Source organism: Faecalibacterium intestinale (assembly GCF_040096575.1).
Taxonomy (GTDB): Bacteria; Bacillota; Clostridia; order Oscillospirales; family Ruminococcaceae; genus Faecalibacterium; species Faecalibacterium intestinale.
Genome location: NZ_JBBMEN010000012.1, coordinates 20,030 through 43,040, shown reverse-complemented (window position 1 = coordinate 43,040; position 23,011 = coordinate 20,030). Strand labels below are relative to the sequence as shown.

At 60.5% G+C, this 23,011-nt stretch carries 21 protein-coding genes; 5 read left to right on the top strand and 16 right to left on the bottom strand.

The window, feature by feature from the left end; genetic code table 11:
• The first annotated feature begins 184 nt into the window (after window positions 1-184).
• Window positions 185-460: a hypothetical protein gene (locus WMO20_RS09260; RefSeq protein ID WP_349186610.1), complete on the top strand. Its 276-nt coding sequence runs from the start codon at window positions 185-187 to the stop codon at window positions 458-460.
• A 19-nt stretch (window positions 461-479) separates the two neighbouring features.
• Window positions 480-4,331, top strand: a complete 3,852-nt coding sequence (locus WMO20_RS09255; RefSeq protein WP_349186609.1) for an S-layer homology domain-containing protein — start codon at window positions 480-482, stop codon at window positions 4,329-4,331.
• 1,315 nt (window positions 4,332-5,646) lie between these two features.
• Here WMO20_RS09255 and WMO20_RS09250 read toward each other — a convergent pair.
• The 7 genes from WMO20_RS09250 to WMO20_RS09220 all read right to left on the bottom strand — a co-directional run bounded on the left by WMO20_RS09250 (window position 5,647) and on the right by WMO20_RS09220 (window position 10,794).
• Window positions 5,647-5,940, bottom strand: coding sequence for a GIY-YIG nuclease family protein (locus WMO20_RS09250; protein WP_316540077.1), 294 nt, complete (start codon window positions 5,938-5,940; stop codon window positions 5,647-5,649).
• Window positions 5,924-6,754: an MYG1 family protein gene (locus WMO20_RS09245; RefSeq protein WP_349186608.1), complete on the bottom strand. Its 831-nt coding sequence runs from the start codon at window positions 6,752-6,754 to the stop codon at window positions 5,924-5,926. Before WMO20_RS09245 ends, WMO20_RS09250 begins: the two co-directional genes overlap by 17 nt.
• A gap of 479 nt (window positions 6,755-7,233) precedes the next feature.
• Window positions 7,234-7,869, bottom strand: coding sequence for a phosphoribosyltransferase (locus tag WMO20_RS09240; protein WP_112091392.1), 636 nt, complete (start codon window positions 7,867-7,869; stop codon window positions 7,234-7,236).
• A 253-nt stretch (window positions 7,870-8,122) separates the two neighbouring features.
• On the bottom strand, window positions 8,123-8,665 hold the full coding sequence (locus tag WMO20_RS09235) for a twin-arginine translocation signal domain-containing protein (RefSeq protein ID WP_316540074.1): 543 nt from the start codon (window positions 8,663-8,665) through the stop codon (window positions 8,123-8,125).
• A gap of 36 nt (window positions 8,666-8,701) precedes the next feature.
• The gene (locus WMO20_RS09230; protein ID WP_349186606.1) at window positions 8,702-9,193 is read right to left on the bottom strand and encodes a twin-arginine translocation signal domain-containing protein; all 492 of its coding nucleotides are present in this window, start codon (window positions 9,191-9,193) and stop codon (window positions 8,702-8,704) included.
• A gap of 170 nt (window positions 9,194-9,363) precedes the next feature.
• Window positions 9,364-9,981, bottom strand: coding sequence for a twin-arginine translocation signal domain-containing protein (locus WMO20_RS09225; RefSeq protein WP_112091395.1), 618 nt, complete (start codon window positions 9,979-9,981; stop codon window positions 9,364-9,366).
• 117 nt (window positions 9,982-10,098) lie between these two features.
• The gene (locus WMO20_RS09220; protein ID WP_112091396.1) at window positions 10,099-10,794 is read right to left on the bottom strand and encodes a helix-turn-helix domain-containing protein; all 696 of its coding nucleotides are present in this window, start codon (window positions 10,792-10,794) and stop codon (window positions 10,099-10,101) included.
• Between the two features lie 412 nt (window positions 10,795-11,206).
• Between WMO20_RS09220 and WMO20_RS09215 the strand changes: the two genes are divergently transcribed.
• From WMO20_RS09215 to WMO20_RS09205, 3 genes are all read left to right on the top strand, one after another.
• Entirely contained in the window at window positions 11,207-11,770 is a 564-nt protein-coding gene (locus WMO20_RS09215; protein ID WP_349186603.1) for a leucine-rich repeat domain-containing protein, read from the top strand.
• Between the two features lie 38 nt (window positions 11,771-11,808).
• Window positions 11,809-12,483 carry a histidine phosphatase family protein gene (locus WMO20_RS09210; protein WP_112091398.1) on the top strand — a complete coding sequence of 225 codons (675 nt, stop codon included), beginning with the start codon at window positions 11,809-11,811 and terminating at the stop codon, window positions 12,481-12,483.
• 96 nt (window positions 12,484-12,579) lie between these two features.
• A complete protein-coding gene (locus WMO20_RS09205; RefSeq protein ID WP_349186602.1) occupies window positions 12,580-13,185 on the top strand; it encodes a Tat pathway signal sequence in 606 nt (201 codons plus the stop codon).
• Between the two features lie 263 nt (window positions 13,186-13,448).
• Here the strand turns inward: WMO20_RS09205 and WMO20_RS09200 are convergent, their stop codons facing one another.
• From WMO20_RS09200 to aroC, 9 genes are all read right to left on the bottom strand, one after another.
• Window positions 13,449-14,525 (bottom strand): DUF3048 domain-containing protein, encoded by a 1,077-nt coding sequence (locus WMO20_RS09200; protein WP_349186601.1) that lies wholly within the window; start codon window positions 14,523-14,525, stop codon window positions 13,449-13,451.
• Window positions 14,526-14,537: 12 nt separating this feature from the next.
• Window positions 14,538-15,758, bottom strand: a complete 1,221-nt coding sequence (locus tag WMO20_RS09195) for a DUF3048 domain-containing protein (protein WP_349186600.1) — start codon at window positions 15,756-15,758, stop codon at window positions 14,538-14,540.
• Window positions 15,759-15,910: 152 nt separating this feature from the next.
• Window positions 15,911-16,867 carry a helix-turn-helix transcriptional regulator gene (locus tag WMO20_RS09190; protein ID WP_308563984.1) on the bottom strand — a complete coding sequence of 319 codons (957 nt, stop codon included), beginning with the start codon at window positions 16,865-16,867 and terminating at the stop codon, window positions 15,911-15,913.
• A gap of 22 nt (window positions 16,868-16,889) precedes the next feature.
• Window positions 16,890-17,753, bottom strand: coding sequence for a prephenate dehydrogenase (locus tag WMO20_RS09185; RefSeq protein WP_349186594.1), 864 nt, complete (start codon window positions 17,751-17,753; stop codon window positions 16,890-16,892).
• A complete protein-coding gene (aroA, locus tag WMO20_RS09180) occupies window positions 17,746-19,020 on the bottom strand; it encodes a 3-phosphoshikimate 1-carboxyvinyltransferase (RefSeq protein ID WP_349186585.1) in 1,275 nt (424 codons plus the stop codon). Before aroA ends, WMO20_RS09185 begins: the two co-directional genes overlap by 8 nt.
• A 91-nt stretch (window positions 19,021-19,111) precedes the next feature.
• Window positions 19,112-20,128, bottom strand: coding sequence for a 3-deoxy-7-phosphoheptulonate synthase (gene aroF, locus WMO20_RS09175; protein WP_015537198.1), 1,017 nt, complete (start codon window positions 20,126-20,128; stop codon window positions 19,112-19,114).
• A gap of 28 nt (window positions 20,129-20,156) precedes the next feature.
• Window positions 20,157-20,621: a type II 3-dehydroquinate dehydratase gene (locus tag WMO20_RS09170; RefSeq protein ID WP_015537199.1), complete on the bottom strand. Its 465-nt coding sequence runs from the start codon at window positions 20,619-20,621 to the stop codon at window positions 20,157-20,159.
• Window positions 20,602-21,864 carry a shikimate kinase gene (locus WMO20_RS09165; RefSeq protein ID WP_349186582.1) on the bottom strand — a complete coding sequence of 421 codons (1,263 nt, stop codon included), beginning with the start codon at window positions 21,862-21,864 and terminating at the stop codon, window positions 20,602-20,604. Before WMO20_RS09165 ends, WMO20_RS09170 begins: the two co-directional genes overlap by 20 nt.
• A gap of 1 nt (window position 21,865) precedes the next feature.
• Window positions 21,866-23,008: a chorismate synthase gene (aroC, locus tag WMO20_RS09160; protein ID WP_349186580.1), complete on the bottom strand. Its 1,143-nt coding sequence runs from the start codon at window positions 23,006-23,008 to the stop codon at window positions 21,866-21,868.
• Window positions 23,009-23,011 lie beyond the last annotated feature (3 nt).

Below are 23,011 nucleotides of genomic sequence, written 5' to 3'. Positions count from 1 at the left end.
GGGAGTTAAGCCCCCGTATGGTGATTTTGCCCATATTTTTGTACCAAATTTTGGCAGATGCGGCGGGCGAAAATGCTTTATTTCCATAAACTTTAGTGTTATACTCAACTTGGCCTTTTGTCCGTTCCGGTTGTTCCGTTTGGGAGGACAGCCGGGCAAATCGATCAACAAAGGAGAGGATATCATGAAAAAACGCATCGTGAGCATGATACTGGCGCTCAGTATGGTGCTCTCCATCCTCCCGGTATCTGCATTTGCAGATGCTGGGACGTCTGCTGCGGCAGCAGAGACGACAGCTGCCGGTACGAACGAGGAAACAACAAATCCCGTCGTTACGATCGAGATCGGCGCGGACGGTCTGCCCGAAAAGCAGTCCGGCACCGGCTGGAGCTACGACAGCTCCAACAACTGGCTGGCCATTGCCGGCGTTGCAAACGCAAAGACAGAGTACGTTTTTTGACGGCGATGCCAGCTGCAATGTGGCCATCTCGACTTCCAGCTATGAAGTATATCTGCTGGACGGCGTGGTCAAGGGCCAGCTTTGGATCAAGAACCCGAATGCCTGCGTTCTGGGCGGCAGCTACGCCGAAGCAGTGCTGGAAAACGGTACCATTGACGGCGGCACCTACGGTAAGCTGACCGAGAACGGCGGCAGCGTTAAGGGCGGCTACTTCAAGGATATTTCCGGCCTGAAGTCCGCTACGCAGCAGCAGGCACACAAGCTGATCCTGCCGGAGGGCTGCACCCTGAACGGCCAGCCGGTGACCGGGGATGTGTATATGCTCAAGCGGTACAGCGATCACAGCCTGAAGCTGGAGGTGCAGTACGCCCCCGGCTGCGTTGCATGGGCGGCAGCAATCGGTGGCACGTCCGACATCCGCTCCCTGCCTGTAGGTATCAGCAACGCCTCCTTGAACGGCTATGGCACGATTTCCATCAGTGGAGACGGTACAACGATCTCTGCCGAGGTCAGTATGTTCCCGCAGCTTTCTTCAAAGAGCAACGCGCCTGTAGCACTGACCCCGATCCCGTCCATGGACAAGGAACTGAGTTTTACCGGTGAGGGTCTGCCCGATGTGAACGGTGTGCCCTGTGTGTACAATCTGAACGAGGGCATGGATCAGGTCTGCAAATACTTTGGCAAGGGCTGGACTTATACCTGCTACCCCAATATCGCCAGTGCGACCGGACAGCTGGAGCTCGAGGATCAGGGCGGTAAGGAAATCGATTTCAGCAAGCTGAGCGCAGTGCCCATCAACTGCGCTGTCAAGCTTTCGAATGCTACCGTGACCGACGGCATCATCCGTCAGGCTGACTTCAGAGATGTCACGATCGAGGGCGGCACCTTTGATTACCTCTACTGCGCTGGCAAGTGCACCATTTCCAAGGCAGTGGCCCAGAGCTTCAGCTTTGACAGGTTTGGCGACCTTGCCATTTCCGACACCGTTCTGTGCCAGCTGTCTGACGGCACCAGCATAAAGAATGCGCTTGCCGATGGCCAGCAGCTCAGCACGCTGACCGTGCGCAACGGCGGTGTGACTGCGATCAACGGCAGAGACCTGCCCCTTTCTGTCAATACCATCTATCTGGTGGGCAATGCCAGCGCAGAGCTTACCTTGAACACCGATGTATACAGCATCAACGATGCAGCGGTCAACAGTTACAATGAACAGACCTATGCCGAGGGCAATGTACTGCATATCACCGGCAACAACGATGGCAAGGAGATTCTGGTAAATCAGGCTGGCGATCCCAGCAACCTCAAGCCCCTGCGCATTACCGAAGAAGGTCTGCCCGACCTGACCGGTGTGACCCCGCATTCCGTGAACCAGGATGGTGTGACCGGCGATATCTATGAGGGTCTTGGCTGGCAGTACCTTGTGGTCGAGGATGGTTATAGAACGATGTCGGGGCTTATCCTCACCAGCCCCGATGGCAGCAGCCCGGTGGATCTGACCTCGGATACCATCAACCCCTATCATAAGGCCATTGCTTCCGATCAGATCGTGCTGACGGATGTGACGGTTACGGACATTCAGGCAGGCGCGCCTATTACCGCCCAGAACGCCATTATTGAGGGCGGCACTTTCCAGAAGGCTGTCCACGCGGATGAAAACAGCAGCATCACCGGCGGCACCTTCCAGGAGAGCGTCGAAGCTAATGGAACCATCGCCAACGGCATCTTCAAGAAGAGCGTCCAAGCTTACGGCAAGATCACCGATGGTCAGTTCGACGCGGATGTCACTTTGGGCTATAGCGGCACCATCACCGGCGGCACCTTCCAGAAGAGCGTCGAAGCTTACGGCGAGATCACCGATGGTCAGTTCGAAGCGGATGTCACTTTGGGCTATAACGGCACCATCACCGGCGGCACCTTCCAGAAGAATGTTAAGGCTAGTGGCACCATCAACGGCGGTCAGTTCGACGCAACTGTCCAGTTGGATAGTAGTAATGCCCAGATCCTTGGCGGCGTGTTCAACAATATCAAGCTGCCCGACTATTATACATTGGAAGGAACGGTCATCCGAAATGCCGTGATCACCGGCAGCCTGATGGCGGATACTTCCAGCAAGGCTGCTGTTTCCAATACGGTGAGCTTTAGCCCCATCGAAAGCCGGCACCGTGCTAATGGTCAGCAGCTGAGCAAGCTGATCGTTGCAGACGACGGCACGGTGGAAAGCGTAAACGGCGTGACGAAGGAGACCAAGGAGCTTTACCGTATCGGCGATGTCGAGATGACTATCACCTTCAGCGAGCCGGTCAAGAACATCAATGGTGCTCCGGCCAGCGATTATACCGGCGCACAGCTTTCCGCAGACGGCCTGACACTGACCCTGACCGCCTTGAATGACGGCAATCCCATTGTGGTGAATCAGACCAAAGGAGAAAAGCTGCCCTTCTCTTCCCTGGGCGAGGGAGACTTTACCACTGATGAAACGCCGGAGGGTACAAAGGTTACCTGCTATCAGGAGGGCGTGGGCAAGCTGAGACTTGTCTATGTGCGCACCTACGATGATAAGGAGTTTGACAGCATCCCCTATGGCGAGCCGGACAACTATGGCATCTATAAAAAGCGCGTTGTAGCTGAAGAGGGCGATAAATACACGAGCGGTTGGGTCGATATCGGCGAAACCGTGATCAAGTATACCCCGGCTCTCGATGACTTCGAATGGGATGTCAAGACCGGCACGGTGACCTATAGAGATACCAGCAAGCGGTATTTCGGTGAGGAGGAACTCCCGCAGGCTGAACTTCGGTACTACGACGAACCAAACTCTTACTTCTCCTCTGTGCCTACCGAGGTGGGTACCTACGAAGTTCGCCTTGCGGTGAACGGTAACAACTACTATAATGGCAATCAGGATAACGATTCCCAGTATCCGTTAGTCGGGCAGTACACCGTCCGCTACACGCCCGTAGCCGAAAACTTTACCTACGATGCTGCGCAGAACACGGTGACCTACAATGGCGATAAGTACAACGGTGCCGACCCGCAGACCACCCTGCTGTACGGCACCGACACCGACCGCAGCGAGACTGTCCCCACCGCCCCCGGCAGCTACAATGTGTACGTTCAGGTGACGGCGGACGAGAACTATAACGCGACCATTACCGAAAAGGTGGGCACTTACGTTGTGAAGGGGACCAATCCCGAGCCGACCCCCGATCCGGATCCGAATCCTACTCCCGACCCCAACCCGGATCCGAATCCGACTCCCGATCCCAACCCGGATCCGAATCCGACTCCCGATCCCAACCCGGATCCGAATCCGACTCCCGACCCGAACCCGGATCCGAATCCGACTCCCGACCCGAATCCGAATCCTACTCCCACTCCCGACCCGGATCCGAATCCTACTCCCACTCCCAACCCGGATCCGACCCCGACTCCTGATCCCGAGCCGACTCCCACCCCGACTCCGACTCCCGATCCTGAGCCGACTCCCGCTCCCACTCCCGCACCCGCACCCAGCGATGACGGCGGCGGCGCTATCGTGATGGTAGCCGCTGTGGGCGGCGCAGCCGTTGGCGTAGGCGCTTACATTGCAGGCACCACCGCCTACCTGAAGAGCGTTCTGCCCGAGGGTGTGGCGATCCCCGCTAACCGTCAGCAGCTGGCTGTTGCACTGTGGACTGCCGCAGGCAAGCCCGCTACCCAGAGCACGGCACTGTTCAACGATGTGGCAGCCGATGCCGCAGAGCTGCAGGCCATCCGCTGGGCAGTGGATACCGGCCTGATGTCTGCACAGGACGGCAGCTTCAAGCCCGGCAGCCGCGTAAGCCGCTTGGAGGTCATCCGCACTTGGAAGACCTATCAGCAGCGCGGCTGAGCCCGCTGACCCGTAACCCCTTATAACCCCGCAGGGACTGCTGCACAGCGCTGTGCAGCAGTCCCTTTTTGCGTTGGCTGGCGTTTTGCGCCGCGATGCCGCCCGGTAAAAGGCATTTCGAGCCATTATTGGGGATTTCGTGCAAAAGCACTCCACTTTTTCTGCCGCCGGTGGTATAATGCAGGGACAGAGATGTACTCTGAAAGCACGTCATTCCCATATTTTCCTATAGAGACAGAAAACCGTCCGGTAACCGCAAGCCGGGCGGTTTTCTGCTTTTTGCGGGTGCGTCCGGCTGCTCTTGCGCCGCCGGGTCGTTTCAACGCATTTGCGGGTCGATTCGTGCCGAAAATCGTCCAAAGCGGGCAAATCGTGGTACACTAAGCATGACACAGAACCTCCCTTCCTGATAGGGGCTAAAGGCATCATTACGCCCCGTCAAGCGTGTGACCGGAGCATCGGTCATCCGCGTCCGTGCCCGGCTGAAAAAGCCGCGCCCGGCAAAACATAACAATTGCCATCTCCCGATCGATCCTTTCCAATAAGCACAGCAGAGCCGCCCGGCAACTACCGGACGGCTCTGCTGCGTTATAGGGGAACTCCCTCAGTCAAAGCCTGACGGCTTTGCCAGCTCCCTCTGGGAGGGAGCCTTTGGCATAGCGGCACAGTTTACTGCTCGGGTATAAAGCTGATAGCCTGGGAATACCCCTTCCGTCTGCTCCTGCTGGTCGCAGCGTCCTCGCCCTCTCAGTCAAAGCCTGACGGCTTTGACAGATTCCCCCTTTTGTCACCTGCGGTGACATCTTCCCCCGGAGCGGGGGAAGTCTTTCCTCAAAGGGAGAGCCCTTGGCAGTCCACGCAAACTTTATCTCTTTGCCAAGGCCTCTCCCCTTGGGAGAGGTGGATGCGAACGTAGTGAGCAGACGGAGAGGGCGAGGTTGCTTCTCCGCAGCGCCGCCGCTTCCGCAGGAAGCAGGCGCTGCAAATGCCGCTTGCCATTACGACCCCACCCGTGAAAATGGGATAGCGGAGCGTCCGCAGAACTTGTCGGGGCAAAGCCCCTCCATCTGCTAACGCAGACCGCTCTGCCGCTTAAAAGCCCCACTGGGGCTTTCATTGCTACGCTGCGCTCCACAAACGCGGTCACTCCGCTATCCCGAAAATTAAAAGATATTTTCCGCTGCAACAACGACGACCGCCGCCAGCGGCGGAAACAGGGAGGAGTTGTTGGGGCAGCGGCCAGCAAGACGCGAGTGCCGCTCAAGGCACGATGCGGATGCTGGGTGCCGCAACCCGGAAGCAGCGGAGGGCATTTTCAATCGTTCTCCACCCCGGGACACCCGGCGGCGCGCCATGCGGCGCACAGCACCTCTTTTTCCGCCTTGGAAAGCTTTTTCAGGGCGGCTTCCCGCCGCAAAGCGGCGCTCCTGTCCGCGCAGCGCTCCAGATAGGCAAACCCTACTGCGCCGTGGGCGCGGGTGTAGCGTGCCCCTTTGCCGCTCTGGTGCGCTTTCAGCCGGGCAGCGGGGTGGTTCGTCCAACCGGTGTACAGCTGCCCGCCGGTGCAGCGCACCATGTAGACGTAGGCGGCGTCAGGCAAGGCGGCCATTGTTCTTCAGCACCTGACGGCAGGCGGCAAGGGCGGTCTCCTTGTCCTTGGCGGTGATCAAAAAGCGGCTGGCGTGGCAGAAGCTGATGCCCGGGATGCCGCTCTTCTGCTCGATGGCCTCCTGCGGCTGCCCCGCCCACGACTGCGGGAACGGCAGCTTGGACTTTTTGGTCTTGTGGTCGGTGACGCACTGGGCGCTCCACCCGCCGCGCTGGCTGGGGTACACCACAAACAGGGCATCGGTCTTGTACAAGCCGTTTTTCCACGGCAGATAGCAGGGCAGCACCACGATGCCGTCGCGGGAGTTGCGGTACGCCTGCTGCACTTTTTCGTCCGCACGGTTCACGGCGTTGGCGCTGTCGATCTGGTTTTCCAGTATCTGCTTTGCCACGGCCACCGCCTTGAAAAAGCAGCTGTCCTGATCTTCTTTGGAGTCCCACACCGGGTTAAAAAAGCCGATGGCATCGCACAGGCTGTTCTGCTCGCCGGTGTTGTCGTTCAGGTCCAGCGGCTGGATAAAGTTTTCGTCAATGAGCCGCGCCTGCCGCTCGCCCACAAGGCCGGGGCCCAGCACCCGCCACAGCAGGCCAAAGGCCGCGTAGGGCACGCCGTTGGCGCGGTACTCCCGGGGCTCCTGATGGTGGTCGAACATCCCAAAGCCGATATCATACACGATGCCGTCAAAATCATCAGGCACGGTAAAGCCCCGGGTGATCTTGATATCCGGGCGCAGGATCTGCAGCAGCGCCGTAGCAAACACGTCATCGGCATGGAACTTGCCGGCGTGGGTAAAACCGTTTGCGGGAATTTTCATGGATTTGATACCTCTTCTTTACTTTCAGATACACCTTAGTTTTGTCTGGTATCAGTATAGCACAATCCCGCCCGTGGGACAACAAAAAGGAACGGCAGCACTGCCGTTCCTTTTGCGTAGGACGATTGAAAATGGCTTCCGCTGCGCTCTAGCCATGTTTAGCGGAAATATGATTTAAAGATTCGCGTTTGTCGCGCTCTGCGGAGCACTCCAAACGCATTTTCACAGGAGGGGTCGTAACCGAAAACTGCATTTAATATCCTTTCTCCGTGAAAAAGAGGTTCAGGAAAGTCCGCGTTTGCGCAGCAATGAAAGCCCCAGTGGGGCTTTTAAGCGGCAGAGCGGTCTGCGTTAGCAGATGGAGGGGCTTTGCCCCGACAAGCTCCGCAGACTTTCCTGAACCCCGAAATTAAAAGATATTTTCCGCTGAATATGCGCAGAGCAACGCGGAGCGCATTTTCAATCATTTGGCATTTGCGTTACAGCGCCGAATAGCCAAAGCTGTTCACCAGCGCGTCAATGTGCTGCCCGGCTTTGCACAGGGGGCAGTCGCGGGAGTCGAAGCTGGCGTAATCCGGCAGACAGGTGGGGTCAAAGATGGAGGTGACCGGGTAGCCCAAGCACTCGTGGGTGGTGGCAAAAATAGCCGAAAGCCCTGCCACGATGCCGCCGTAGTAGTTCACGGCTTCCACGGCTGCCTGAATGGTGTAGCCGGTGGTGATGGATGCCGCAAGGATGAGCACGTGCTTGCCCTTGACCATGGGGGCGAGATTGTCCCGCAGAATGATCTGGCTGCCGGAAGTGTACTCCGGCGTGACGATATAGATGGTCTTGTGGGCGTTCATATTGGTAAAGCCGTCCTTGGTCAGCTCGTTGGCAAGGCAGGTGCCGATGACCTGTGTGCCGTCCAGACAGAGCACGGTATCCACGATGGTGCTGTGCTGGTAAGCGCTGACCAGCTCCTTTGCCACGGCCTTTGCCTCGGAAAGGCGGGTCTTTTGGGTGGTCACGTCGATGTAATAGTTGATGTGGCTGTGGCTGGTGGCAAAATGTCCCTTGGCCACCCGCAGGAACAGTTCGCTTTTGCTGGTGGGAAGCTTGACCATGTTGATCATTGTACAGCACTCCTTTTTTCACCGGGCGCAGCTGCGCCGCAAAATACAAAACAGCGCGGCAGCGTTCCGGCTGCTGCGCTTATTTTTCTTCTCTGCTTCTTTATTGTACTGAAAAATGCCGCTGTGCACAAGACACAAACCTGACGAAAAACCTTGCTTTTTTACAGACATATCGCCGAAAACTTGGATGCAAAAAGACCGCCGCGCAAAATGCGCAGCGGTCTTTGGTAAAAGCGCAGCGTTATGTATCTGCTCAGCCGTTGCTCTTCTTGGCGGCCTCGGCCAGAGCCTTGTCGTACACTTCCTTGGTGATCTCCCAAGTCATGGAGTACTCAGAGTTCTCGCGGATGGGCATATACTTGAACACCACAGTGTAGCCGTCCTGCAGGTCGGGCACCTTGGCGGCTTCAAGATGGAGCGTGATGGGCGTCTTTTTCACGATCAGGCTGTTCTCGGCGTCCGTGATCTTCACGCCGCCGTTGTTTCCGCTGAAGTAGACCTGCTTGCCCTCGGCGTCCTTGATGGCAAGAGAGAAGCGGTAGGGATCCAGCGGGATGGGGTTTGCGCGGCCAGACTCGATGTCGACTTCCATCGTGCAGGTGCCGTTTTCGATCTTCAAACCCCGCAGACCACCGATCACCTGCAGCTCGCTGGTGATCGCACTGGGCAGCGCTTTGCTTACCGGGTTGTTGGGATCCTGATACTCACAGCCGCCCAGCAGACTGGCACCGGCCACAGCCACTGCGGTGGCTGCCGAATACTTCAGGAATGCGCGGCGGGAAAATGTATAAGACATAGCTTGTTCCTCCGTTTTTTACCAGTATGTTGGGGCTCAGGTCGCAGACTTCAAGGCGTCTGCGGTCAGCTCCCAGTTGGCGCTGAACTCGCTGTATTCCAAATCGGGATAGAAGGTAAAGGTCACCGGGCCGTCCGTCAGCGCGTTCAGACCCTTTGCGGTCACATAATAAGTAACGGTCTCGCCCTTCTTGACCTGATGGCTCAGCGCATCAGGAGAAGTCACCTGCAGCTTATCGTTCTGGTAGGCCAGATACCCGTCTGCCTTTACGGCAAAGTTTGCCTTGGTCACTTCCAGTGCGTTATTGCGGCCGTTGGTCACCACCAGCTTAAAGGTGGTATCGGAAGCGGCATCGCACTCCACCTGCTCCAGCTTGGATACGACTTTCAGCACCCTGTTGCTGGTGCCGACGGCGCGCTGCACCGGGGCATCGCCGCCGCAGCCGGTCAGCAGACTGCTGCCAGCTACAACTACAGCGGTAAGTGCGGTATATTTCAGGAAAGAGCGGCGGGAAAATTCCCCAGTCATATTCGTTCCTCCTTCAGAACACATCAATACAGATTCTGCCATAAGGCACTACCTATACAATAGGCGAAACAGAGAAAAATGTCAATGATTTTCCGCAAAACAAATGTGAAGATTTTGTGGCAGCATCGTACATTTTAGACGAAGCTTAAGCGGATTTTTTGGCAATTGTGTCAGCTGCGGATCACATCGGAAGCGTTCATGACAAAGGTCAGGCTCTTGCCCTCCAGGAAGGTGGGCACGTAGGTGACCTTCAGCTGCTTCCAGTCCTTGGGCACCATGATCATCAGCACGATGTAGGCGCTGCCCTGCGGGGGCAGGCTCTCTGTATCGGAAAAGCTCTGGGAATTGGCGTTGTACAGCGAGATATTGGCGCAGCAGGCTGCGGGCTGGCCATCGCAGACGGCGGTAAAGTCCGGGGTGGCAGCGGCCATGGCCTGAAAGTTTGCGTCCACGTTCTCCAGCGGGGGCACGGGGTAGGCCTCGTTGATGGCATCAATGCCCTGTGCGCCGATGGCGTAGCTCTCGGTCTTGCTGCGGTTGACGGTGGTCACCCGCACGCCCAGATACTCGTAGCCCGCCGGCTGCACGGGGTCCTGTGTCAGGTGGAACACGCTGGTCAGCTGCACGCCCAGACCGTTCCAGCTGCGGACGGTATCGCCGACCTTGACCTCTACCACAGTGTCATCGCCGTTGGACTGGCAGCCGCCCAGCAGGCTGGCTGCACCCAGTGCAGCAGCGGATACGCCGGTGCACTTGAGGAAGCTGCGGCGGGAAATAACAGTAGACATAGGTTTATATCCTCCTTGAAGGGTCAGTTTCTAATTCTTCTTCCTCTGGTTATACCGTTTCCGGCACACAGATGCAAGAGCCCGTGTCGATTATTTACAACAATTTCACAAGCGGGGTCACTCCTGCGGCGAAAGCCCCTTGACGTGGGTCTCGCTGGTTTTGACCAGATTTAACAGGCTGGGCGTGTACAGCGGAAACTCCCGCGTCAGGCTCTCGGTGGTCATGGCAAGGCAGGCGGGATCCTTGACGCCCTCGCCGCCGTTTACGTCCTGCCCGTCCAGCAGCGCTTCCACATTGGACTCTGCCATCCGCATCACGGCATCGGAATAGCCGTGCCAGCGGCGGGGCTCGATGCTGAACATACTGGAGGCGTTGTGCGGCTCTGCAGAGTAGAGCAGCCGGAACATCTTGGCAACCGCCATCATCAGGTAAGCGCTCACCTCGGTGGTCAGCGCCTTGCTGTGGCACTGGCCGATCTTGGCGTAGAGCACGTTCAGGCTGTTGGAGATGAGTTTTTTGTTCATGGTGGGCAAAACGCTGCCGTGGTAGACGTTGTCCTTCATCTTTTCGGGGTTGGGCAGATCCTCGGCAGAGAGCATCATGCCGTTGCGCTCGGCGCTGCGGCCCAGCAGGTAGTCGCAGGAAACATTATAATAATCTGCCACCCGCACCACAAAGTCCAAGCCGCACTCGCGGATGCCTTTTTCGTAGTGGGACAGCAGCGCCTGAGAGACCCCCAGATCCTCTGCCGCCTGCTTTTGGGTAATGCCGCGCTCCTTGCGCAGCAGCTTGATGATACGATTGAACTCCATGGTATGCTCTCCTCAATATCCGAAGGGATTTTTTGGTGATATCCTTGTTTTTGGTTTACAACAGGTTGATTATACACATTGGAAAACGACTTGTAAAGCAAGAAAAATGCCGATATTTTTCGTCTTTTTTCGTCATTATTGTCAAAAGTCTTGCCGGGGCCCCACATCTATGCTAAACTATGGGTATTAACACATAGATTTTGTGTTTCCGACACGGCAGAAAAACGACAGCCGTGGTGAAAGTCGTTCTTTTCCGAAACAAAATTTTTTCAAACAGGTGGTTCCATCTTTCTGCAGTTTGTGCTATAATCTCTTTTTGGCGACTGTTCTTGACCGGCGCACAAATTGGCGAAGGGCAAGGCAGACGCTATAAAAGGTAATATACCAAGAATAAGAAAGAGGAAACTTCATCATGAAACTCGAGCGCAAAGTCCGTCTGTGCAGCGCTGCCGCTGCTGTCCTGATCGCCGCCATCGCCCTGACCGGCTGCGGCGGTTCCAAGTCCACTGCTTCTTCCGCAGCCGCTTCTTCTGTGGCTGCTTCCACCGCTGCTGTCAACAACAGCTGCGGCGAGGGTGTGACCTGGGCACTGGCTGACGGCACCCTGACCATCAGCGGCACCGGCCGTATGACCAACTTCACCAAGGATGCTCCGGCTCCCTGGGCTGATCAGGCCGACCAGATCACCACCGTTGAGGTGGAGGGCACCGTTACCAGCGTGGGCGCTACCGCCTTCAAGGACTGCACTGCCCTGACCACCGTGAACATCGCTGACGGCGTGGAGTACATCGAGGCCGGCGCTTTCAACGGCTGCACCGCCCTGACCGAAGTCAACATCCCCCTGAGCGTGGGCTACATCAAGACCGGCGCCTTCAAGGACTGCAACGCCCTGACCAGCGTGACCATCCGCGACAACTGCCGTCTGGACATGAATGTGTTCCCCACCACCGTGGAGGTCAACTACGCCGAGGGCTAAGCCTATTCCGTAATTTTAAACCAAAAGAGGTGTGATCCATGAAAACCTTCAAGCTTCATCTCATCCGCCACGGCATAACCGCGGGCAACCTGCAGGGCCTGTACATCGGCAGCGGCACCGACCTGCCCCTGTGCGACGAGGGCCGCGCTCAGCTGGCTGACCTGAAGGAGCGGTTCGCCTACCCGCAGGTAGACACCGTCTTTTCCTCTCCGCTGCTGCGTGCGGTGGAGACCGCCAACATCCTGTTCCCCGGGGCTGCCCACCAGTTTACGGTGCACGATCTGCGGGAAGCCGGCTTTGGCAAGTTTGAGGGCAGACCGGTGAAGGAACTCGTGCAGGACGAGGACTTCAAAAAGTGGATCACCCCGGGTTCCGGCTATCTGCCGGAGGGCGCAGAGCCCACCGAGCAGTTCCACGCCCGCTGCGCCGACAGCCTTATGAAGCTGTTTGAGTACATGATCCGCATGGACGTTACCGAGGCCGCCTGCGTGACCCACGGCGGCGTGATCATGAGTATGCTCAGCCAGCGCGCCGTGCCCACCCGCCGTCCCGAGCAGTGGATGGCAGACCCGGGCTGCGGCTACACCGTGCAGACCGATGTGCAGCTGTGGATGCGGGACAAGCTGGTGGAGGCCATCGACATCGTACCTTTTGGCTACGCCGACACCCTGCAGGGACAGGCAGAAGCCGAGGAAAACGAGGCTTACGAATAAGAAAGGGTTACAGTTTTCCGCTGCCCCTTGACAGAACGCGCAGAATCCTTTATTGTTAAAGGGTAGTATTGTATCGTACACAGGAGGAACGCTGTCATGTCCCAATCCCTCTCCCGCCGGTCATTCCTGAAATGTGCCGGTTCCGGTGCGGTCAGCCTTGCGGCTGCGCTGCTTACCGGGGTCTGTGCTGCGGCGCAGCAGCCGTGTCTTACGGGCGAGCCTGCCCTGCTGGACGGCAAAGCTGCCGTGGAGCTGCTGGGCTATGCCCCGGCACCGGAGCTGGGCGGCGTACTGGTGTACCTCTCGGTGGAAAACCTTTCGGCAGCCAGCCTGCCGGTGGATACCAGCTATCTGCAAAGCCGCGGTCTGCGCACCCGGGAGCAGCTGTACAGCATGGGCACCGGCGTGACCGCTGCCTGCAACGGCCAGAGCGTGCCCTGCGGCAGCTTTGCCGCCCCGTTGTACAGCGAGAACGCGGCGGATGCTTCGGTGTTCACCCTGAACCTTGCCGCCGGACGCGGTGCGCTGCTGCACTGTTTCTGCGCTGTGCCGGAGGACTGGCAGACCCTTGCGCTGACATGGCATCCGGACTTTGCCGCCGGGCGCAGCGCCATCTTTACGGTGCGCCGTAATACCGATGAAGCCGCTCTGGGCCCTGTGCCCACCACCCCCGCCGAGGTCGGCAGCGTGGTGGATCTGTAACAGCATACCAAAAGAGCCATTGCACAAAATGCGTGCAATGGCTCTTTTTTGTTGAGACCCTCTCAGCTTAACTCCCTCAGTCAAAACCTGACGGTTTTGCCAGCTCCCTCGGGGAGGGAGCCTCTGGCGCGCCCGCAAGCTTTACACTATAGCCGGAAACTGTACCGCTATGCCAAAGGCCCCATCCTAGAGGGGGCTGTCGAGCGCAGCGAGACTGGGGGAGTTTCTCCCGACGTGCGCCTTCTCAGGCTCTTCTGACGTGGTCACCCGGCACCTACCAGCGCTTCCCCGGTGCTGTTTTGCACCAGCAGCTCCTGCCCGGTAAGGCTGGAAAGCAGGGCGATGTAGCTGCGCCCTGCCGGGAGTTCCAGCGGCTTGCCGTTGGAATCGTAGAGGGCAAGGGTGCTCTGGGTGCCCTGCGTCCATGTGATCTGCCACAGGTGTCCGCCGTTCAGCCAGACGCCGCCGCCCATGGAAAGGTCGTAGTCCAGCGTGCGGCCGTCGTCCCGCAGGGAGGAGCCGCTGTACAGGATGAGCAGATTGTCAAAGGCTGCCTGTGTGCCGGTGTTGGCATCCAGCTGCGGGGTGCCGTCGGCGTGCAGCATCCCGTAGGCGGCAAGGGCGTCGTCATAGACAAAGCCGGTAGCTCCGCCGGACTGGAAATTCACGGTCACGTTTACCGCATCGGCGGCGTTTGCATCCGGCAGATGGCCGGTGTCCCGCTGGGGCAGCAGAGCGGGCAGAACGCCTGCCGTCTCGCTCTCGCTGCCGGCGGCGTTCTGGTTTACGGCGGCGGAGATGCTCAGGCTGTCCAGCACCGAGGAAACGGCTTTGCCGCTGGTGCGCCACAGGGGCGTGCTGTTCCAGCTGTAACCGGTGCTGACAAAGGCGTTGCACCCCACCTCCTGCGCGTCCACCGCGCGGAGATTGTAGTATTCCAGATACCGTTTGGCGTATGCGCTGCTGCCGCACTGGATGGGCAGCACCTGCTGCCCGCTGAGCAGCCGCCAGTATAAGTCCTGCCCGCGCGTCACCGGCCCTACCACGGGCATGGCGCTGAGGGCGGGGTATACCAGACACAGCTCGGTAGAGCTGCTGCTCTCGGTCAGGGCTTCCAGCACCACCGAGGCGCTGCCGATGCCCCACTGGGTAGTGCTGCCGGTGGTGTTCTCGATGACCACCGCCGCCGCCCGCTGCTCCGGGTACAGCAGCTGCTGCCCGGTAAGCGGGTCTGCCGGGGCGGTGCTTTCTGCCGGCGCAGCGGCGGTGCCCCCGCAGCTGCCCAGCAGCACCGCACACAGCACGGCTGCACCAAGGCGCAGGCTCCATTTGCGTTTCATGGGTTTCTCCCCTTACTGATAGTTAAAGTTTTGCCACTCGTCGTCGTCCACGATGGCCAGATAGGTCTTGCCGCGGTTGAAGCAGATCTCGCTGCCGTCGGCGGCATAGACCTTGAGCGGGTGCTCCGGGGATGCCTTCTGCCATGTGCCGTGCTGCACCGCGCCCCGGGTGAAGAAATAGGCTTCGCCGCCGGACACATAGTCCACCTGCTGCACGCCGCCGGAGTCGCCGGGGTAGTCCGCGATGCCTGCAAAGCAGACCAGCAGGTTGGTAAAGCCAAGCTGCTTTCCGGTCAGCTCGTCCACGGTGTTTTCAAAAGCACCGTCGGCGCGGCTGTACATGGACATTTTATAAAGGTGATCCCAGCGGTTGTAGCTGAAGGTGGTCTTGTAGCTGTCCGAGTGCACGATGTTGATGGTCTTGGCGGCGGCAGCACCGGACATCTTGTTCTCTGCGCCGGTGCGGTAGTCCGCAAAGCGGAAGAAGGTGCTCTCGTAGGGATATTCCAGCCCGATGCCTGCGTTGGCGGCGGCCTGCCGGATCTCAGCGCCGGAGGTGAACTCGGTGTGCTCATACGCCACGTTGCGGCTGCGGCTGTCGCGGTGCGCCACATGGGGGTGAGTAGTGGTATTAAAATAGCTCTTGCCGCCGATGTTCAGGCCGGAGTAGTGATACACGTTGATGAACTTGGTGCAGGGGGCGCTTTCGCCGTCGTGGTAGTACAGCGCCTGCCACGGCATGAGCAGCTGCAAAAACTGGTCGCGGCCGGAGCGCAGCGGGCCCACCTCCGGGATGGCGTTGGCGTCGTGGTACACCGCGCAGAAGCGGGAGATGCCGCCCTCCACCTTGCTCTCGATGAGCAGGTCAGCCGAGCCGATGCCGCGCTGCGGGCGGGCGTTCTGCCGCTGGGTGTTGCTGATGTTGTTCACCATCACGCCGACAATACGGCCGTTGCTGCGGCGCGGCTCGCCGGTAAGGGGGTCGGCGTTATAGGCGGGCAGGCTGCTGTCGGCGCTCTCTGCCGGGGCTTCGGATGCCGCTCCTGCGTCCGGGGCTGCGGCTTCGGTGCTTTCAGAGGATGCAGAGCTGCCCTTCCCGAAGGTCTGCTGCAGCCAGCCGGAAAAGCCGTTGCCCACACAGGCGCTGCCGGCGGGCGCGCAGCCGGACAGAGCCAGCGAGGCGGCTGCCAGCCCCGAGACACGGAGAACGGTACGACGCGTGATCTTTTTCATGCAAAAAACCTCCTGATCAAGAAAGCTCTGCGCAGCCCCGGCGCTGTCGGAACGGTTGCGCGCGGTGGATGAAAACGAACGGCCCTTCGGCACTGCTTTGATTGTAATAGTTCTTGCGGCGTTTGTAAAGTGAAAATTAACGGCAAAGCGCTTTACCCGTGCTGCTCTGCTAAGCTCTGCAGCATCTCGTGCAGCTGGGCGCGGACGGCGGCGGGGGCGGTGACCTCTACCTTGCCGCCAAAGCCGCACACCCAGCCGAAAAACTGCTGGCTGACGCAGATGGGCACGTCAAAGTGGAAGTGCTCCGCGTCCTCCGGGCAGAACACCGGCTCGCGGCCAAAGCGCTCCCGCATGACCGGCTCAAGGTCAGCAGTGCACCGCAGGGTGACCCGGTACTCGGTGCCGCCGAACATATTGAAGTGCTTGCGCAGGTAGGCGGGCAGGTCGAAGGTGCGGAAGAACTCCTTGCCCCGGCGCGGCTCGTCCAGCACCAGCACCCCGGCCATCCGGTCCACCCGGTAGTGGCGCACCGGGGGCGCTTTTTCGTCCTGATAGGCAATGAGGTAATAGCAGCCGTTTTCCCACGCAAGCTGCCACGGGCTTACGGTGCGCACGGCGCTGCTGCCCTTGTAGCGGAACTGCACCAGACACCCCCGGTTGATGGCGGTGTGCAGGGCGTCGATGCTGTACAAAAGGGTCTGGCTGTCGGTCTTGGGACGTCCGTCCACATACACCTGACGCTGCAGCTGGGTGCCCTCGTAGTCAGAGCAGAGGGCTTCCAGCTTGTGGATGATGCGCTTGCTGGTGCGCGCCGAGATGACGCTGCTGGACTGTACCGCGTCCACCAGCAGCTTCAGCTCCGAAAGCTCGAATGCACGGCTTGCCATCCAGTACCCGCCGCCGCGCCCACGTTGCAGCTGGATGTCGTAGCCCAGACTGCGCAGGGTGTCGATGTCGCTGTAAATGCTCTTGCGCTCGGCCAGAATGCCCTGATTTTCCAGCAGCTGCACCAGCTGGGGCACGTTCAGGCGGTGGTTCTCGTCGGTGCGCTGCTCAAGGATGCGCAGCAGTGTTACCAGCTTGGATTTCTGTCCTTCCTGCTTGGGCATGGGGCAATACCTCCGTCACGGTTTATTCCGGCAGCTTTTTGTCAAAGGCGGCGCGGCGCTGGGTGGAAAGGCGGAACATTTCTTCCAGCTTGTCCCGGTCGTCTGCCACAAGGGCGGCGCGCATTTCCTGCAAAGCAGAATCGAACTGGTCGATCTCGCTGATCAGGTTCTGCTTGTTCCACAAAAACAGCTCTGCCCACATTTTATCGTTGATGCGTGCAATGCGGGTCAGATCCCGGAAGGAGTCGCCGGTGTACTCGCACAGCGAGGAGTTGTCGTTGGCGCACATCAGGCTTACGGCAATGGCGTGGCACAGCTGGCTGACATAGCCGATCATCCGGTCGTGCTCCTGCACGGTCAGGGTGCAGATGTGCTTGAAGCCCAGCACCTCGGCAAGCTCCCTTGCCCACTGGATGCCCGCCGGGGTGTTTTTCTCGGTGGGGGTGATGATGAAGTTTGCCGGGGCAAAATTCACCTCGGCGGCGTGCTCCACGCTGGAGGTCTCGCGGCCTGCCATGGGGTGGCTGGCAATGAACTCCACCCCCGCCGGGCACAGCGCCTGCACCGGCTCCACAAGGCCGGTCTTGACGCCGGAAACATCCGTAAAGATGCACCCGGGCTTGAGCAGATGGCCGTAGGTACCAAACCAGTCCAGCAGCGCGGTGGGGTACAGGCCAAAAATGATATGGTCGGCCTGCCGGACAAGATCCTCAAAATCGTGGGTCTTACCGCCGGCGATATAGCCGTGCTCCAGCGCGTACTGCAAGTGTCCCTCGCTGCGGTTGATGCCGTCCACATGGAAGCCTGCGCGGGTCAGCTCCAGCGCGTACTTGCCGCCCAGCAGACCCAGACCCACTACGAGATAACGTTTTGTTTTATCAAGCATCTTCTACCTCCACGCCAAGCGGCGCTGCATCTGCAAAAAAGCCGGGCCAGCTCTTCTGAATGGCTTCGGCATCGTCCACGGTCAGGGGCAGCCCGGCGGCAGCAGCCAGCACCGCAAGGCTCATGACCACCCGATGGTCGTTGTGGCCGTGCAGCGGGGCGGCAGGGGCGTGCAGACGCTCAGCACAGCCGTGCACCGTGATGGTGCCGCCGTCGCTTTCCAGCACGCCGCCGCAGGCGCGCAGCTCGGCTTCCATAGCCGCGATGCGGTCGCTCTCTTTCAGGCGCAGCCGCTGGGCGTTGCGGATGACGGTGGTGCCCTCGCACAGCAGACCCAGCACCATCAGCACGGGGCCAAGGTCGGGGCAGTCCGCAAGGTCGATGTCCACCCCATGCAGGGGAGCTTTTGCAAAGGTGACGCTGTCGCCGGTGCGGGTGAACACCGCGCCGCACCGGCGCAAGATGTCCAGAATGGCGGCATCGCCCTGCAAAGTGTCCGGCGCAAGGCCGGTGATGGTCACCCCGCCGCACACCGCGCCCAGCACCGCCGGAAACGCGGCCTGACTGTAATCACCCTCCACGTTGTAGTCGCAGGGGCGGTACTGCTGCCCGCCGGGCAGCAGCAGAGTGGTTTCGTCCAGCCAGCGGCTGTGCACCCCAAAGGCGGCCTGCACAGCGCGGGTCATGTCGATGTAGCTGCGGCTCTCCACCGGGGGGATGAGGTGCAGGGTGCTATCCCCGGGCAGCAAGGGCAGCGCGAACAGCAGCCCGCTGATGAACTGGCTGGACACGTTGCCCGCCAGCCGGTAGTCCCCGGGGGTCAGTGCGCCCTCCACGGTCAGCCCGGCGGGGGACTGCTCAAATCGTAGATTCTGCTCGCGATATAACGCTTCGTATACGGACTGCGGGCGCTCCATCAGTCGTCCGCGTCCGGTAAAGGTGACCGGCTGGCCGGTCAGGCTGGCAATGGGGATCAAAAACCGCAGGGTGCTGCCGCTTTCGCAGCAGTCCACCGGGGCGGTCAGGGGCAGAAAATGCCCAAGCCCCTGCACAGTGGCATCGTCCGCGCCGGTGTCCACAGCGGCGCACAGCTGCGCGGCAGCGGACAGGGTGGCAGAGATGTCCTTGCTGAATTCCAGATGGGTGATGTGGGAGCGCCCCACAGCCAGCGCGGCGCACAGCACGGCGCGGTGCGCCATGCTTTTGCTGGGCGGCGCGGCGATCACGCCCCCGATGCCGCCGGGGGCAGGTCTGATGGTTACTAGCATAGCGGTGTTATCCTTTTGCAATTTCCCACGGGCAGCGCTTCAGGCGCCCCCTTGGGGGAGCTGGCGCGCCAGCGCCTGAGGGGTAAACGGTTTACATCTCCCGGCCGATGGCCCAAGCCACCTGACGGCACTTGGCCATGGCCTGTGCAAAGGCGTCCGGGGTCAGGCACTGTGCGCCGTCGCTCCATGCGTGCTGGGGGTCGTAGTGCACCTCCACCTCCAGACCGTCCGCACCGGCAGCCACGGCGGCGATCATCATCGGCTCTACCAGATTGGCCTTGCCGGTGGCGTGGCTGGGGTCTACCACGATGGGCAGATGGGTCTTTTCGTGGATGATGGGCACAGCGGAAAGATCCAGCGTGTTGCGGGTGTATTTTTCAAAGGTGCGGATGCCGCGCTCACAGAAGATGACCTGCTCGTTGCCGCCTGCCATGATGTACTCGGCGCTCATGATCCACTCCTCGATGGTGTTGCACAGGCCGCGCTTGAGCAGCACAGGCTTGTGCATCTTGCCCACCGCCTTGAGCAGCTGGAAGTTCTGCATATTGCGTGCGCCGATCTGCACCACGTCCACATACTCCTCAAACTCCGGGATGCGGTCCTCGCTCATCAGCTCGGAGACGATGGGCAGACCGGTGGCTTCGCGGGCCTTTACCATGTCCAAGATGCCCTCGGTCTCCAGACCCTGAAAGGCGTAGGGAGAGGTGCGGGGCTTGTAGGCACCGCCGCGGAACAGCGCTGCGCCGCCCGCCTTGACTCCCTGCGCGATGCGCAGTGCCTGCTCGGCGTTCTCGATGCTGCAGGGGCCTGCCATAACGGCGATCTTTTCCTTGCTGCCGATCTTCACGCCGCCGCAGTCGATGACCGAGTCTGCGGGGTGGAACAGGCGGTTTGCGCGCTTATAGGGCGCAGACACGCGGGTAACGTTGTCGATCCACGGGTTTGCCAGCACGTCCCGCTCGTCGATCTTGGTGGTGTCGCCCACCAGACCGAACACGTTGTAGTCCTTGCCGGTGATCAGGGTCACATCCAGACCCTGCTTTTCGAATTTATCAACGATCTTTTCCAGTTCCTCTTTGGGAGTGCCTTTTTTGGTGGAGATGATCATGGGAGGTCGTTCCTTTCCTGTTTGTTCTTTACATCACGATATGTGCCTTACTGGAGCCGTCGGTGCGAAGCAGCTGCGCCAGCCAGATGCAGGCGTGCAGGTAGCCCTGCGGGCCTTCGCCGATAAAATGTCCCTGACAGCCAAAGGACACCACGTCCGTTTTGCGGAAGGGCTCGCGCTCGTCCGGGGCGTCCAGCATCACCTCTACGGCGGGCACGCTGCACAGCCGCAGTGCGTCCAGAATGGCTACGCTGTAATGGGCGTAGCCGCCCGGGTTCAGCACGATGCCGTCCACCCGCCCCGGGGCGGACTGGATCTCGTCGATCAAATCGCCCTCGTGGTTGGACTGGCAGATGTCCGTCTCGATGCCAAGCTGGTCGCAGCCCGCCTGCACATAGTCCATCAGGCCGGTGTAGTCCACTTCGCCGGGCACGCCGGGCTCAGACCAGCGCGCCAGATTGATGTTTGGCCCGTTAAGAATCAAAAATTTCATCCAGTGCCTCCTGTGCAGCTGCCAGCGTCTGGGCCAGCGTGCCGGTGTTAGAAATCACCGCATCTGCGGCGGCAAGGTACAGCGGGCGGCGCTGGGCTTCCATGGTGCGCAGCGCTTCGGCGCTGGAAGAAAGCGGGCGGTCGCCGCCCACAGCCAGCGCTTCCACCGGCCGGTCGATGAACAGCACCACGCCGTTCTGGCGCAGGGCGCGGACATTCTCTGCCCGCTTCACCGCGCCGCCGCCGCAGGAGAGCACAAGCCCCTTTTCCTTGCCGAAGCGGGCGATCTGCGCGGCTTCCTTTGCGCGGAAGCCCTCTTCGCCCTCGGCGGCAAAGATATCCGGGATGCTGCGTCCGTCTGCCTTGACGATCTCCTCGTCCAGATCCACCAGCGGTCTGCCCAGCAGCTTTGCCAGCAGGCGGCCAAGGGTGGATTTGCCGCAGGAGGGCATTCCCACAAGGGCGATGTTCAGCGTCTCGCGGCGCAGCGCGGCGGTGATGCGCCGCACCTCAGCCGGGGCGTCCTCGAACTTGCGGCCAAGGAAGTATTCGGCGGCGTACACCGCCTGTGCCACCAGCATCTCCAGCCCGCCTACGGCTACCGGCACACCGGCGTCCTCGGCGCGGAGGATGAGTTCGGTCTTGTTGGGGTTATAGACCACGTCCACCACGGCTTCCAGCCCGGGCAGGGCGGCGACGTCCAGACTGCACACGCCCACGTTGGGGTACATCCCGGCGGGGGTGGTGTTGAATACCACCTGTGCGCCGCTGCGCACGGCTTCGGCGTAGCTCAGCTCGCCCTTTTCCGGGTCGGGAGTGCGGCTGACGGTCAGCACCTTGGCAGCGCCCTTGTCCAGTGCCACCGCGCGGGTGGTGTTATGGGTGCCGCCGGTGCCTAAAATGAGCACGGTCTTGCCCGCAAGCTCCACGCCGTGGGCTTCGCACAGGTGGGCAAAGCCCAGATAATCGGTGTTGTAGCCGTAGAGCAGGCCGTTTTTATTCACCACCGTGTTCACCGCGCCGATGGCGCGGGCGCGGGGGTCGATAAAGGAGCAGTAATCCATCACCAGTTTTTTATAGGGGATGGTCACATTGATGGCCTTGAACTGCCGCCGCTGCAAAAAGGCGCGGGCGTCTGCCTCGGTGGGCAGGGGGCACAGCTCATAGCTGTACCCGCAGAGCAGCTCATGGATCGTCTTGGAGTAGGAGTGTCCCAGCTTGCCGCCGATGAGTCCGTATTCCATCTCAGTCCTCCTTCCGGTAGCCGGTGGGGTCGGTCATCCACCGGGCACCGTACCGGGCGGTGAGCAGATCGCCCACCGCAAGGGCGGCGGCGCAGGTCTGCACAATGGCGGCCCGGGGCACGATGCAGGGGTCGTGCCGTCCCTGAATGGACAGCTGCGCGTCCTTTTTTGCGATGTAGTCCACCGTGTCCTGCTGCTTGTAGATGCTGGGGGTGGGCTTGACGGCGGTGCGGAACACCACCGGCATACCGTTGGCAATGCCGCCGTTGATGCCCGCATTGTGGTTGGTGGCGGTGACCACCGCGCCCTCTGCCGTCATGCGGAAGGCATCGTTCGCTTCCGAGCCACGCAGCCCGGCAAAGCCGAAGCCGGTGCCGAACTCGATGCCCTTGACCGCCGGGACGGAAAAGGCCAAGTGGGCGATCTCGCTTTCCACGCTGTCAAAGTAAGGCTCGCCGATGCCGGCGGGCAGGCCGAGGATGGCAGTCTCCAGCACGCCGCCTACGCTGTCGCCCTCGGCACCTGCGGCGCGGATGGCAGTTTTCATGGGTTCTTCCACGGCGGCATCCAGCACCGCAAAGCCCTCGGTCTTACTGGCAAGCGTCTCCGCCTGTGCCGCAAGGGCAGCGGGGTCGTCCAGCGCAAAGGGCGTATCGGCAATATCTGCGCACCGGGCAATGTGGGTGGTGATATCAATGCCCGCCCGCTGCAATGCGGCAAGCACGATGCTGCCGCCCGCCACAAGGGCAGCGGTCACCCGGCCGGAAAAGTGCCCGCCGCCCCGGGCATCCTGAAAGCCGTGGTACTTGGCGTAGGCGGTAAAGTCCGCGTGGCCGGGGCGCAGAAGGTCGGCGGTCTTGGCGTAGTCCGCGCTGCGGGTGTTCTGGTTTTCGATCATCAGGGCGATGGCGGTGCCGGTGGTGTGGCCGTTTACCACACCGGACAGCAGCTGCACCGCGTCCGCTTCCACCCGGGGGGTGGAAAGGCCGTCGCCCCGGGCACGGCGCTTATCCATGCAGGCGGCGAGAAAGCTCTCGTCCACCGGCACACCGGCGGCCATGCCGTCCAGCACCGCGCCCACGGCGCGGCCGTGGCTCTCGCCGAAGATGGTCAGCGAAAGGTCGCTGCCAAAGGTGTTTTTCATGGG